Raw genomic sequence first — 13,925 nt, 5'->3', positions numbered from 1 at the left:
CGCTATTCAGCGGCCATTTTCTCAAATCAATATTGATGGTCCGTTACTGCGGCTGCGGTTCCATGCCGGCATCCGGATTATCGGGCTCTTCCTTACCATCCTGGCTCTTTGCTCCGGCTTTGGGAACGGCAGAGCCCCTTGAGGGCGGCGTGTCGTCGCCCATGTCGCGGGAGGGCTTTTCGCCGCGAAGCAGCGCCTTGATCTCATCACCGGACAGAGTCTCATATTCGAGCAACCCTTCTGCCAGTGTTTTGAAATCATCATTTTTCTCGGTGAGTATCTTGCGGGCCGCTGCATAGGCATCGTCGATCAGGCGATGGATTTCGCTGTCGATCTTCTGTGCCGTTGATTCAGATACGTTCTTTTGCTGCGCCACCGAGTGGCCAAGAAAAACTTCCTGCTGGTTTTCACCGTAGGCGACCTGCCCGAGTTCATCGGAAAAGCCCCACTGGGTTACCATAGCCCGGGCGAGCTTGGTTGCCTGCTCGATATCCGACGCGGCACCGGAGGTGATGTTGTCCTTGCCGAAGGTCAGTTCTTCGGCAACACGGCCGCCCATCATGATGGCAAGGCGCGAAACCATGTATTTGTAGCTCATGGAGTAGCGGTCGCCCTCAGGCAGCTGCATGACCATGCCAAGCGCACGGCCGCGCGGAATGATGGTCGCCTTGTGTACCGGGTCAGCCGATTCGACGTTCAGCGCCACAATGGCGTGCCCGGCCTCATGATAGGCGGTGAGCTTTTTCTCTTCCTGCGTCATGGCGCTGGAACGGCGCTCAGCGCCCATCATAACCTTGTCCTTCGCATCCTCGAATTCGAGCATGGTGACAAGGCGCTTGTTGCGCCGCGCCGCCATAAGGGCAGCCTCATTGACGAGGTTCATCAGATCGGCGCCGGAAAATCCGGGCGTGCCGCGCGCGATGACCTTGAGGTCGACATTGGGTGCCAGCGGCACATTGCGCACATGCACCTTCAAGATACGCTCGCGCCCGATGATGTCGGGATTGGGCACCACGACCTGCCGGTCGAAACGGCCGGGACGCAGCAGCGCCGGATCAAGCACATCGGGACGGTTTGTTGCGGCAATCAGGATGATACCTTCATTGGCCTCAAAGCCGTCCATCTCGACCAGCAACTGGTTGAGGGTCTGCTCGCGCTCGTCGTTGCCGCCGCCAAGACCGGCACCACGGTGGCGGCCGACAGCGTCGATTTCGTCGATGAAAATAATGCAGGGAGCGTTCTTCTTGGCCTGCTCGAACATGTCGCGCACGCGGCTGGCGCCGACGCCGACAAACATCTCGACAAAGTCGGAGCCGGAAATCGTGAAGAACGGAACGGCCGCCTCACCGGCAACTGACCGGGCCAACAGCGTTTTACCGGTTCCGGGAGGGCCGACCAGCAATACACCGCGCGGAATGCGCCCGCCAAGGCGCTGGAACTTCTGCGGATCTCTCAAAAATTCAACGATTTCCTCGAGGTCCTCTTTCGCCTCATCGACGCCGGCGACGTCGTCAAAGGTCACACGGCCGTGGGATTCCGTCAGCAGCTTGGCCTTCGATTTGCCAAAGCCCATTGCGCCGCGCGATCCGCCCTGCATCTGCCGCATGAAGAATATCCAAACGCCGAGTATGAGCAGGATCGGCAGCCAGGAAATCAGGTAGCCGAAGAAGGTGTTTGAACCATCCACTTCCGGTTTTGCGGTTATACCGACGCCCCTGTCTTCAAGGCGCTGAACCAGCCCTGAATCGCCGGGCGAATAGGTCTGGAAAGACTTGCCGCCCTCGGCATACTCGCCCGTTATCGTATCGCCGACAATTGTCACTTCGCGAATACGGCCATTATCCACGTCCTGCAGAAACTCGGAATAGCTTATATTCCGGGACGAGGTGCGCTCATTCGGTCCCTGAAACATGTTGAACAGGGCGATAAGCAACAGGGCGATGATTGCCCAGAGGGCAAAATTTCTGAAATTTGGGTTCATTCGGTACCCCGGAACGTCCAATAGCCCGCCGTTTGGCAGGCAAACTCATTTGAAAACAACATAGGTCCCCGAGGGCCCCTTGCCAAGACCACCAAGGGTCTAGATGCCGCATCTCTAGCAAATAATAATCCGCATTTCCAAACTGCTTTATTTCAAGGGCGGTTCGGGATACGGCGGCAATCCGAAGAGAGCTGCGCATTCATTTGCGACGTTACGTTCGAAATCAGGCAAAAACAGGTCGAAATGCGTGAAATACCGCGCTGCGGCAAGTTGTTTTGATCCGTAAACAGGCAGTTTTTTCATCGTTTTGCTTCGACTTTGCGCCACAATCACAGCCGGTTGTGATCTCGCCGCCCGTGAAATTATGCCGCGTGGAAGGTGGTCGGGAAGATCCTGCGGAATGAGCTCAGGGTCCTCTTCTGCCGGTCCGATAACGATTTCGCTTTTTTTGTAATAGTTAGCGAAGTGATAACGCCCGTCCCAAATGGCGCTCGCCCCGGCTGCGACATGGATCGTCGGCACGGACCGGCGCTCCCGGTAGATAAATACGCGCCGCGCCCGGCGGTCCAGTACAGAGCGGCTGAGATTAACGCGCGGCGGGCCGCCGCCTGCCACAAACCTGGCGATATGGTCCTGCGACCGCGAGCCTGGCAGATAGGCCCGTCCGCCCAGCAGGGCGGCAAGCAGCGCCACCGCCTGTTGCAGGATATCAGACAGGCCTTCGGGCACCTGAGGAAGTTCGGCAATCATATCGCCGTGAATGATGACATTGTCCTGCAGGAAGCGCGCCAGCCGGTCGCCATCCTTGCGGCGCGCATCAGCCATTGCCTCCACCATCGACAGCAATTCATCATCGGCGGACGGATCGCTGCCTTCCAGACGAATGCGCACCCGCTCAAAGCGTCGATCGCGGTTGCTTGGGTCGTCCGTCCAGGTGATTCCGGCCTTTTGAAGGACATCCTGAAGGGCGGATCGCCGTACCCTTAAAAGCGGCCGCAGGATCCAGCAGTCGCGCCGGAAAAGCACTGCATCCGCCATGCCGGAAAGCCCTCGCCCCATGCCCCGGCGCTGCCGCATGCGGATCGTCTCGATCTGATCGTCCCGGTTATGGGCCGTGACGATTGCCGTCGTCTTGAATGAAAGCGCCGCTTCGCGCAACAGCTCATAACGCGCATTGCGAGCGGCATTCTGCAGACCGCTATCCGGCTTTTTGCCGGACCATTTCATGATGCGGTGCTCTATTTTGCGGGACCGGCAGAATTCGGCAACCTGCCCTGCCTCATCCGCCGCAGCGGGCCGCAGGCCATGATCCACGGTGACCGCGACAAGCCGCGGTTTCTCCGCACCGTTCAAACGTTGATGAAGCAGGTGAAGAAGCGCCATTGAATCACTGCCGCCTGAGACGGCGACGCACAAGGTTTCCAGCGTCCTTATTCGGGAAATAAAATCGTCAATTGCGGATTTTGGCCGAACGTCTGACACTTAACCCCTGCTCTAGCAACTCATGCGGCTTTGCTCCACCGCGACCTTGTTCTTGACCGCATCCGAAGAGTCCGGATAACGCGTCAGCACCTCCCTGTATGTCGCGCAGGCCGTGTCGCGATTGTCAAGCGCCGCTAGGGACATGCCGAGTTTCAACAGCATCTCGGGTGCTTTGGCAGCGTTGGGATATTGCTTGTGGGCTGACAGCAGCGTCTTGGCCGCTTCATGATAGGCGCCTTGCGAATATTGCGCCTCACCCAGCCAGTAATAGGCATCCGATATGTTGGTTCCCTCAGGATACTGGGAGATGTAATTGCCGAAGGCAGCCTCAGCGAGGGGGTAGTCGCCGGACAGGACATAACCGTAAGCAGCCTGATAGAGCTGTTCCGGTCCTGAATTGGGCAAACTTGCCGTCTGGGTCTGGTCCTGCGTATCGGATGGTTGCTGCAACTCGCCATCGACCAACTCACCGTTCTGATCGAATGTGATCGTGCCGAGCGTGCCGGAGGTCGCCGACTGTTCCGTTTGTTCGCCGGCGGGCCGGTCCACCACCGCCTGATCGCGGTTTTCGGCGGGTCTCTGGGACGCATCGGTGCGGTTGCCGCCTTCCAGTTCCTGGAAACGAAACTCGTTATCCTCCTGCATCTGCCGCATCTGCTCCTGCATCTGCAGCATCTGGAAGTTCATTTCCTCAATGCGGCCGTTGAGAACGCGAATGCGTTCTTCCAGCTGACCCAGGCGAAATGTAGGGTCTGCAGCCTGCGCCAGAATGATCGGAGCACGCGCCTTGGCAGATTCCGTCAGCTCCGGAATATCCGCCGGAGGAAGAATTAGCGCTGAGATCGTGGAAGGAACGGCATTGGCCAGTCCCGGCACTGTGACAACGGCAATACATGTGGCCAGAATTCGTAGATACGCGGTCATATTATCCTTACCTGCCTTTCAAACGGCGCAAACTCGGTCGCTCCCTCTCAAGTGCAGTACCAATCAGCTGCCTACTCCACTGACCACCGTTACGGCCCGGCGGTTCTGAGACCAGCATGAAATATCGTCACACACGGCAACCGGTCTTTCCTTGCCATAGGAAATTGTCTTAATTCTGCTTGCGGCCACACCCTTTGATATCAGATAGGCGCGTGTCGCCGCGGCCCGCCGGGCACCGAGGGCAAGGTTGTATTCGCGGGTGCCGCGCTCATCGGCGTGCCCCTCGATTCTGACCTGTTCACTGGGATATTTGGCAAGCCATTGCGCCTGCCTGGACAGTGTCGCCGCTGAATCGGGCCGTATCGCAGCGGAATCGGTGTCGAAGAAAATTCTGTCTCCGACATTGAGCGTCAGATCCTGCTGCGATCCGGGCACCGCCCCGTTTGCAGACAATCCGAGTTCGCCGGGGCTGTTGGGTAATGTTCTTTTGGACGAGCAACCCGTCAGGGCAAGCCCCACGGCCAGTCCAAGCGCAACCGGGTTGCGCGCAACGCTCATCATCAGGTTCATAGTCGTTCTCCTCGATATGACGACTGGTCTTTCAATTATCCAAGCCGCAACGCTCAGGCAGGGGCCGCTGACCCTTATACAGCAGATTGGGGCTTACGTGCGACAGCAAGTCAGCTATTTCAACAGCGGAGACCATGCCGGATCGGATCCATAGCTGGGCGTTTCCACCTTCTGTTCATTATATCCCGTCAGGTCGATGGAGTAGAGTTGCGGTCCCGCTGCCCCCGCCGGTTGGCGGAAAAACATGATGACGCGGCCATTGGGCGACCATGTCGGCCCCTCATTGTGGAACCCGGTCGTCAATATGCGCTCCCCGGACCCGTCCGGACGCATGACGCCGATGGAAAATTTGCCGCCTGATTGTTTTGTAAAGGCAATAAGATCACCGCGCGGCGACCACACAGGTGTCGAATAGGATCCGTCGCCAAACGAAATTCTTTGTTGATTGGTACCGTCAGAATTCATGACATAGAGCTGTTGGCGCCCGCCCCGGTCGGATTCAAACACGATCTGGTTACCCTGCGGCGAATAGGAGGGCGACGTGTCGATCGCTGCCGTGTCCGTCAAACGCGTCGTTGCCCGCGAGCGCAGGTCCATCGTGTAGATATTGGCGTTGCCGTCCTGCTGCAGGCTCATGATCACCTTCTGGCCATCCGGCGAGAAACGCGGCGAGAAAGTCATACCGGGAAAATTACCGACGATTTCGCGCTGTCCGGTCTCCAGTTGCAGCAGATAGACCCGCGGCTGGCCGTCGGCAAAGGACATGTAGGTGACTTCCTGCCGGCTCGGGGAAAAACGGGGTGTCAGCACCAGATCATTGCCTTGCGTCAGGAAACGCAGATTGGCGCCGTCCTGATCCATGATGGCGAGCTGCTTTTGCCGCTCGTTGCGCGGGCCGGTCTCCGACACGAACACCACGCGCGTGTCGAAATAGCCGCGCTCGCCGGTCAGCTTCTCATAGATCGCATCGGCAATGATGTGGGCGACACGGCGCCAGTTTTCCGGCTGGGTGAAAAACTGCTGGCCGATGAGCTGTTCGGCCGCAAATGTATCCCAGAGCCGGAATTCAGCCTTGAGCTTGCCATCGGATTCCTTGGTGACGCGACCGACCACCAGTGCCTGCGCATTGATGACGCGCCAGTCCTCAAAGCGAGGTGCGACGTCAGGGTTGGAGATCTTCTGGATGAAGGCCTGTCTGTTGATCGGGGCAAACAGGCCGGACCTGCGAAGATCCTCGGCAATCACCGCCGAGATTTGAGGTCCTATGTCGTCATCGGAAATGAAATCGGTCACCGCCATTGGCAGTGGTTCCACATTACCCTGGTTGATGTCTATCTCGACAAGGGCGTTGGCGGTCCCGTGGGTCATGCCGAAACTTCCAATCAGCAACAGGCTGAAAAGAACGTATTTTCGAATGCCGAAAGTGAGGGGGTGAAGGGTAGATTTGAAGAATGCGCTCAAGGATTTGTCCTCAAAACATCTGGCTCGGGTCGAAATTGACCACAACATCGGCCCAGGTGTCATATTTTTCAGATGGGAGATTGTACGGCGCGCAACGCAATACGGCTCTTCGTGCGCCACCGGCAAGGACACGCCTTACCTGTTCTGAGCCGCCTGTGGCCTGAACGCTCGGTTGCCCGTCAATGGCACCGGAACGGTCAAGACGCATGGTTACACGTACACGAACATCCGCTCCGTCGGCCATGCCGGGAACGATTTGCCAGCAGCGCTGGATTTGACCGCGCAAGGCGTCCATTTCGCTTTGTGACAGTTTCAGACCCGTTGTGGTCGTCTGCCCGCCAAGCGAGGCTTCGCGCTGGCTGCGCCGCGCACCGCCGCCCGCCGGATCCTGCCGGTTCAACAGCGCAGCGATCTCGTCTGCGCTGAAATCGCTTTTCTTGGCCGAGGCGAGTTTGGTCGGCTGCTTGCGGTCCTGATTGTTCTTGCGTTCCGGTGTCTTGGCAGTCTGTGCCTTTGGCGGTGTAGGCCGCAGTGTTGGCGTCGGCACCTTTTCGGGCAGCGGCTCGAATTTCGGTTTCGTCGCCTCGGCGCGGGCAATGGCTTCTGCAACAGGGTCCGGAGCCACATCCTGCTGCGGTGCAGGCAATGCGGCAACCTCCGTCGCTGCAACGGGCTCAGGCTTCGGCGCCGGTTCCGGCACCACCTCAGTTTCCGTCGAGGGAACGGGTTCGGCAACATCCGCCTTTTCGGGTTCGGCCGCAGCCTCGACCGCATCATCCGACGGCTTATCGACCTTGTTCGGTTTCAGATCGACCGTGTTGTCTCCGACATTTTGCGCATCTTCCACCGGTTTCGGCCGTTTGGTCGGCCGCGGTGCCGCAATTTCAGCAGCCGACGCTGTCTTCTCGCCCTCCTGGATCTGGGTGATGGAGGAGACAGGAATGATATCAACCGGCAGCGCTTCGATCTCAACGGCCTCGTGCGAAGGGGGAGCCGATAGATAGAACAACCCCCAGCTCAAAAGGAGCGCGTGCCCTGCGGCGGATATGACAATGCCCAGTTTCATTGGCTGCGCTCACCCATCCTGCTCCTGGAGGGTAACAAGACCAAGGTTTTTGTAACCGGCCGATGAAATGCGCGCCATGACCTTCATGACCGTGCCGTAGTCCGCGTTGCGGTCGCCGCGCACATAAATGCGCTCCTTGTAGCCCGTTGTTGCAATGGCCTGCAGCTTGGGAACGACTTCATCAAGCGGAATGACGGTCTCCTGAAGATAGATTTCTCCGGCCTCATTGACCGAAACCGTGATCGGCTGCGTCTCGGAATTAAGAGCGCTGGCGTCCGTCTCCGGTAAATCGATCGGAACACCGACGGTCAACAGCGGCGCGGCCACCATGAAGATAATCAGCAGTACCAGCATCACGTCGACAAACGGCGTGACATTGATTTCGCTCATCGGCTTGCGCCGCCGGCCCTGCCTGTGGCCGCCACTGCGGCGGCGGTTTCCGGCAGCCGTGCTATCGGTTCCCATTGCCATAGATGCAGCCCCTACTCTGCCGCCTGGCGCGGCTGCGTTTTTTCATCGAGCTGCCGCGACAGGATACCGGAAAATTCGTCGGCAAAACCTTCCATACGGCCTGTCAGCTTGCCGGCATCAGAAGAAAACTTGTTATAGGCAATCACCGCCGGAATGGCCGCCAGAAGTCCGATCGCCGTCGCCAGCAGGGCTTCCGCGATACCGGGTGCAACCACCGCCAGATTGGTGGATTTGGATCCGGCAATCGCCTGAAAGGAGGTCATGATGCCGACAACGGTTCCAAAAAGACCGATAAAGGGCGCTGCCGAACCGATTGAGGCGAGCGAACCGAGACGCGCTTCGAGTTTTTCGGCTTCCCGCGCGAGCGTTACGTCCATAGCCTTGTCGATGCGCATCTGCAGTCCCATGGGTGAACGCGCCCCTCGCTCGAAGGATTTCTTCCACTCGCGCATTGCCGAGACGAAAATCGAGCTCATGCCGCTGGTGCGCCGGTCCGAGAGCATCTGATAAAGGTCTTCAAGCGACTGACCGGACCAGAAAACCTGCTCGAAACGGTCAAACTGCCTGCGTGCCCTGGCAAAATTGAAGCTTTTATCGACAATGATGGCCCATGTCCAAATGGACGCTGCCACCAGCCCCACCATAACGAGTTTAACAACGAAGCTGGCTTCGATAAAAAGCGCCCACAACGTGACTTCATTGGTGGCTGCAAGGCCTACCTGTTCCATTCGTAATAACCCCAGAATCCGGACGACCGGTCGCATTGCAGCATCGGTGCCCGCGCCAAGTTACGCGACACGCGGTCCGGCTTCGCATTCATTGCTTGCACCGTCTCATTCACCCAGCCTGCCTTGTCGCGGCAAAATTTGGTCAAAGGAAGGCGCACTTACCGGCCCCCCTTCTCACATCTCATTAAGACACGTTTATGGTTAATGACAGGTTAGGAATTAAGGCAAGCATAATCTGACGCCCATGACAGGAACGTGAAAGTGCCCGTCATTTGGTCTCGGAGACAACGCAGTTGCGGCTTGATCATGGGTTATCCCGTAAGCAGCCTCGCAATGTCCCCGGGCAGCCTTCTGGGCCTTCCGCCCCTGTTCACTATGGCCACAGTCACGATGGCGGCAATCATGGTTTTGCCTTCACGCTGTATTTCCTGGCCCAGCACCAGCCTTGCGCCGCCTATTTTTTCGGTTCTTGTGACGATTTCCAGCACATCATCCATTTTTGCCGAGGCGCGAAAATCAATATCCATATGACGAACGACAAATGCCAGGCGTTCGTCGCCCTCTGTCTCGGCCATTTGTCCCTGGTGGACGCCGAGACAACGAAGATAATCAGTCCGTCCACGCTCGAGAAAATGCAGGTAGCGGGCATGGTAGACAACACCGGAAAAGTCCGTGTCTTCGTAGTAGACCCGCTGCAAAAGCCGGTGAATATTTCCCTCAAGCGAACCCGAAAGCGCCTCAGACAACCATCTCTCCATCAACAACTATGAATGAGCCCACTGTTGACGGAACACAATTTGATTGTCAGAGCAATGCTATATCGACATGCGGGCAGAATATATGTGCCTTGGCCATTGTAATCCTGTCACAATTGCGGGCTAACGCTCGCCTCAAAGATGCGAATGGAGGTAGATCCCATGAAAATAGCGGTTCTCGGTGGTGACGGGTTTGTCGGATGGCCAACATCGCTTCATCTGTCGGAGCAAGGGCACGACGTTCACATCGTGGACAACCTTTCCCGCCGCTGGATAGATACGGAACTCGGTGTGCAATCGCTTACGCCGATGGACTCTATCCAGGAGCGCACGCGCATATGGCACCAGGAAACCGGACGCCGCATTCACTTTCATCTGATCGACATTTCACGCGACTATGACGTATTCAAAGCCTGGTTGGCGGAGGAAAAGCCCGACGCTATCGTGCATTTTGCCGAACAGCGCGCAGCGCCCTATTCGATGAAATCGGACCGGCACAAGAACTACACGGTTAACAACAACGTCAACGCAACGCACAATCTGCTCAACGCCATGGTCGAGACGGGTGTGGACGCGCATCTCGTTCACCTCGGCACCATGGGCGTTTACGGCTATTCGACCGTCGGTGCCGCCATTCCCGAAGGTTATCTGCCGGTCGGTATTGACACCATGGACGGTCAGACCGTCAAGCAGGACATCCTCTATCCGGCAAATCCCGGCTCGATCTACCACATGACCAAATGTCTCGATCAGCTGCTGTTCCAGTTCTATGCCAAGAATGACGGCGTGCGGATCACCGACCTGCACCAGGGCATTGTGTGGGGAACGCACACCGAGCAGACCCGCCGCCATGAGCAGCTGATCAACCGCTTCGATTATGACGGCGATTACGGAACCGTGCTCAACCGTTTCCTGATCCAGGCGGCTATCGGCTATCCGCTGACAGTGCACGGTACGGGAGGCCAGACCCGCGCCTTCATCCATATTCAGGATTCGGTGCGCTGTATCGAGCTCGCGCTGCAAAACGCCCCTCAGGCAGGCGAAAAGGTCAAGATATACAACCAGATGACCGAAACCCACCGGGTCAGGGACCTGGCCGAGCTGGTCGCCCGACTGGGCGGCGTCGAAATCGCTTATCTGCCCAATCCACGCAAGGAAGCGGCGGAAAACGACCTCGTCGTGCACAACGAGCAGTTCCTGGAACTGGGTCTCAAGCCGATCACCCTGGAAGAAGGCCTGCTTGAAGAAGTCGTCGAAGTGGCCAAGAAATATGCCTACCGCGTCGACCGCAGCCGCATCCCGGCCGTATCCGCCTGGACCAAGGATATCGAGCCGACGATCAACCGGGACCCGGAAGGCAAGAACCTCAAATCGGCCTCCTAGTGCGAGATCTGAAAAGTGGGACCCGGTTTTCGGAATAACCGAGTATCAGAAAACAGGGACGCAACACCGCGCAGAACGTTGTGGATCGGAAAGACCGTATTATGGGCCACCACCCTGAGCTGACCGCCAGCAAACAGGCTGCCAGCCGTCATGCCTATGTGACCCTGGTTACCAATGGCGACTACGTCAAGGGCGCGCTGGCCCTGGTACGCTCGATAGTTCTGACAGGCACCGACGCCGATATTGTGGTCCTGCACACCGGTGCCGTATCCGGTGAGGATCTGTTGGAAGTATCGGATCTTGGAGCACGGCTGATCAAAGCCGAGCTGCTGCCGACATCGGACGATTTCAACGAGCGTCATGCGCGTGCCAGGCTGCATTCCAACGCCCCTTTTCCGAAGGGCCGCAAGCCGGCCTTCCACACACCGCTTGATAATTTCGTCAAGCTCAGGCTGTGGCAGCTCGAGGAATATGAGCGTTGCGTATTTATTGACGCCGATGCGGTTGTCGTACGCAATATGGATCGGCTGTTCGGCTATCCGCAGTTTTCGGCTGCGCCGAATGTCTATGAATCGCTCAGCGATTTCCATCGGCTGAACTCCGGCGTGTTCGTCGCCGAACCCTCTGCAGACACTTTCGCCGACATGCTGCAAAGGCTCGATCAGCCGGATATGTTCTGGCGGCGGACAGACCAGACTTTTCTGCAGAGCTACTTTCCCGACTGGCAGGGCCTGCCTGTATTCTTCAACATGCTGCAATATGTCTGGTTCAACATGCCTGAGCTGTGGGACTGGGCGTCGGTATATGTGGTCCATTATCAGTACGAAAAGCCGTGGGAAGCAGACAATCCGAGAGCCGGAGAGCTGGCGCCCCTGATCGAACTTTGGCATGCGTTCCACTCGGGCACGGGCATTCCCGAAATCAACGCCCTTGAAAATCCGGGCAAGCCCGCATGACGCGCGTCCTCGTCACCGGAGGCAGCGGCCTGGTCGGCCGCTTCATCGTCGAGGACCTGTTTTCTCATGGTTATGACGTCACGGTCGCCGGGCGCACTGCGCCGGCGCCTGACCTTTTTTCTGCACCCGTGCAATTTGTCCCGCTGACGCTCAATCCAAAGGCTGATTTTGGGACTGCGGTTGCCGGATGCGACTGTCTGATTCACGCCGCTTTCGCCCATGTTCCGGGCCGCTACCGGAGCGGTGAAGGCGATGATGCTCCCGGCTTTTGGAGGGCGAATTTTCTTTCAACGCTGCTTTTGTTTCAGGCAGCCGCTCAGGCCGGAATGGAGCGCGGCGTGTTCCTCTCAAGCCGGGCGGTTTACGGCGTTCAGTCACCGGGTGCCGTGCTCACCGAAAAAACCGACTGCCACCCCGACACGCACTATGGCGCGGTCAAACACGCTTGTGAACGCCACCTTGGCGCTTTGTCGGCCAAGGGCGGGCTTGCAGTCGCCAGCCTGCGCGCTACCGGTGTTTACGGGTCCCTGCAACCAGGCGAAGCGCATAAATGGTCAGATCTTTTTAACGACTACCTCAACGGCAATCCCGTTGAACCACGCTGCGGAACGGAAGTGCATGGCAGAGACGTCGCGGCGGCAACACGGTTGATGCTGGAACTGCCGGAGGCAGAGATCGCCGGTGAGGCTTTCAACGTCTCCGACCTCTTTCTCGATCGCCGTGATCTGCTGGCGCTCGTCCGGGAACACACCGGCTGCAGCCATTCCCTGCCCGCCGAGGCAGATAAAAGCAGTTACAACATTGCAAGCACTGCAAAACTTGCAGCACTCGGATGGCAACCCGGCGGTGTGGCATTGCTGCAATCCGAGATCGAGCGGCTTCTAGAGCGTGTCTTGCTTAAATAGAATCATTTGACCGAGGCGATTTTGGTCGCTGACAAGGCGGATTGCGCGCCGTGGTGCTAACCCACCACAAGCGCAAGCCAACGCAGTCAGCGGGCAAAATCGCCCGGCCCGTTTACCACTCTGTTTCAACAACATAATCCTCTCGAGGGTAGCAGCAAATGCTTCAATTTAAGCAAGACACGCTCTAGGCTAGTCCTCACCTTCCTGAAACAGGTTGATCTGCTGCTGTGCAAGATCCTTTGGCACGTCGAGGCCAAGATGCCGCCAGGCATTGGCAGTCAACAGCCGCCCGCGCGGTGTGCGCTGAATGAGACCCTGCTGAATGAGATACGGCTCGATTATGTCCTCGATCGCGTCGCGCGGTTCGGAAAGTCCCGCCGCAATCGTTTCGACGCCCACCGGCCCGCCGCCGAAATTATGCGCGATCATTGTAAGATACCGGGAATCGAGCTGGTCGAGGCCTTTATTGTCCACTGATAGCCGCGTCAGCGCCTCGTCGGCAATCTGCCGCGTCACGGCCTCGGCCTTGGCAACCTCGGCAAAATCCCTGACCCGCCGTAACAATCGACCCGCAATGCGCGGCGTTCCGCGTGCGCGCCGGGCAATTTCCTGTGCGCCGTCATCGGTTATCTCAAGCCCCATCAGCCGCGCGCCGCGTCGCACAATGTGCTCAAGCTCCTCGACGGTATAGAAATTGAGCCGGACAGGTATTCCGAAGCGGTCGCGCAGCGGAGTTGTCAGCAGGCCAAGCCGTGTCGTTGCCGCGACAAGCGTAAAGCGCGCGAGGTCTATCTTGACCGAGCGCGCGGCCGGTCCCTCGCCGATAATGAGATCGAGCTGGTAGTCCTCCATTGCCGGATAGAGGATCTCTTCCACCGCCGGATTAAGCCGGTGGATCTCGTCGATGAAGAGAACATCCCGCTCTTCCAGATTGGTCAAAAGCGCCGCGAGATCACCGGCTTTTGCGATCACCGGGCCGGACGTCGAGCGGAAATTGACGCCGAGCTCCTTTGCCATGATCTGCGCCAGCGTTGTCTTTCCGAGCCCCGGCGGGCCGACGAACAGCACGTGATCGAGTGCATCGCCCCGCGCCTTTGCAGCCTCTATGAAAACCTTGAGATTGGAGCGCGCCTCGGCCTGGCCTGTAAATTCGTCGAGGCTTTGCGGACGCAAAGTCAGCTCAGCGTCTTCGCCGCGCGTTTCCGCGGAAATGATGCGATCGTGCTCACTCATTGCTCAATCC

The 13,925-nt window shown here is 58.1% G+C and carries 12 protein-coding genes and 1 pseudogene; 3 read left to right on the top strand and 10 right to left on the bottom strand.

Annotated features, from left to right (window positions below):
* Positions 1 to 43: 43 nt before the first annotated feature.
* The 9 genes and pseudogenes from ftsH to ybgC form a co-directional block, all read right to left on the bottom strand.
* The gene (gene ftsH / locus ABVT35_RS18175; protein ID WP_368468231.1) at positions 44 to 1,981 is read right to left on the bottom strand and encodes an ATP-dependent zinc metalloprotease FtsH; all 1,938 of its coding nucleotides are present in this window, start codon (positions 1,979 to 1,981) and stop codon (positions 44 to 46) included.
* A gap of 147 nt (positions 1,982 to 2,128) precedes the next feature.
* Positions 2,129 to 3,463, bottom strand: a complete 1,335-nt coding sequence (gene tilS / locus ABVT35_RS18170) for a tRNA lysidine(34) synthetase TilS (protein WP_368468229.1) — start codon at positions 3,461 to 3,463, stop codon at positions 2,129 to 2,131.
* A gap of 12 nt (positions 3,464 to 3,475) precedes the next feature.
* Entirely contained in the window at positions 3,476 to 4,387 is a 912-nt protein-coding gene (gene ybgF / locus ABVT35_RS18165; RefSeq protein ID WP_368468227.1) for a tol-pal system protein YbgF, read from the bottom strand.
* A 63-nt stretch (positions 4,388 to 4,450) separates the two neighbouring features.
* Positions 4,451 to 4,975, bottom strand: coding sequence for a peptidoglycan-associated lipoprotein Pal (pal, locus tag ABVT35_RS18160; RefSeq protein WP_368468844.1), 525 nt, complete (start codon positions 4,973 to 4,975; stop codon positions 4,451 to 4,453).
* Between the two features lie 96 nt (positions 4,976 to 5,071).
* A pseudogene (tolB, locus tag ABVT35_RS18155) lies at positions 5,072 to 6,310 on the bottom strand (Tol-Pal system beta propeller repeat protein TolB); the annotation flags it as partial.
* Positions 6,311 to 6,428: 118 nt separating this feature from the next.
* Complete coding sequence (locus ABVT35_RS18150; protein WP_368468226.1) at positions 6,429 to 7,484, bottom strand: hypothetical protein; 1,056 nt, start codon at positions 7,482 to 7,484, stop codon at positions 6,429 to 6,431.
* A 9-nt stretch (positions 7,485 to 7,493) separates the two neighbouring features.
* The gene (gene tolR / locus ABVT35_RS18145; protein WP_368468224.1) at positions 7,494 to 7,955 is read right to left on the bottom strand and encodes a protein TolR; all 462 of its coding nucleotides are present in this window, start codon (positions 7,953 to 7,955) and stop codon (positions 7,494 to 7,496) included.
* An 11-nt stretch (positions 7,956 to 7,966) separates the two neighbouring features.
* Positions 7,967 to 8,683: a protein TolQ gene (gene tolQ / locus ABVT35_RS18140; RefSeq protein ID WP_368468223.1), complete on the bottom strand. Its 717-nt coding sequence runs from the start codon at positions 8,681 to 8,683 to the stop codon at positions 7,967 to 7,969.
* 311 nt (positions 8,684 to 8,994) lie between these two features.
* Entirely contained in the window at positions 8,995 to 9,441 is a 447-nt protein-coding gene (gene ybgC / locus ABVT35_RS18135; RefSeq protein ID WP_368468221.1) for a tol-pal system-associated acyl-CoA thioesterase, read from the bottom strand.
* A 159-nt stretch (positions 9,442 to 9,600) separates the two neighbouring features.
* Between ybgC and ABVT35_RS18130 the strand changes: the two genes are divergently transcribed.
* From ABVT35_RS18130 to ABVT35_RS18120, 3 genes are all read left to right on the top strand, one after another.
* A complete protein-coding gene (locus tag ABVT35_RS18130; RefSeq protein WP_368468219.1) occupies positions 9,601 to 10,821 on the top strand; it encodes an NAD-dependent epimerase/dehydratase family protein in 1,221 nt (406 codons plus the stop codon).
* 101 nt (positions 10,822 to 10,922) lie between these two features.
* A complete protein-coding gene (locus ABVT35_RS18125) occupies positions 10,923 to 11,777 on the top strand; it encodes a glycosyltransferase (protein ID WP_368468217.1) in 855 nt (284 codons plus the stop codon).
* Positions 11,774 to 12,682 carry an NAD-dependent epimerase/dehydratase family protein gene (locus ABVT35_RS18120; protein ID WP_368468215.1) on the top strand — a complete coding sequence of 303 codons (909 nt, stop codon included), beginning with the start codon at positions 11,774 to 11,776 and terminating at the stop codon, positions 12,680 to 12,682. Before ABVT35_RS18125 ends, ABVT35_RS18120 begins: the two co-directional genes overlap by 4 nt.
* 189 nt (positions 12,683 to 12,871) lie before the next feature.
* On the opposite strand, the gene ruvB is transcribed toward ABVT35_RS18120, so the two are convergent.
* Positions 12,872 to 13,915, bottom strand: coding sequence for a Holliday junction branch migration DNA helicase RuvB (gene ruvB / locus ABVT35_RS18115; RefSeq protein WP_368468214.1), 1,044 nt, complete (start codon positions 13,913 to 13,915; stop codon positions 12,872 to 12,874).
* Positions 13,916 to 13,925 lie beyond the last annotated feature (10 nt).

Origin of the sequence: Hoeflea sp. TYP-13, from assembly GCF_040932035.1 — a bacterium.
GTDB lineage: Bacteria > Pseudomonadota > Alphaproteobacteria > Rhizobiales > Rhizobiaceae > Hoeflea_A.
The sequence above is the reverse complement of the archived record's forward strand: the minus strand, read 5'-3'. Positions and strand labels throughout refer to the sequence as shown.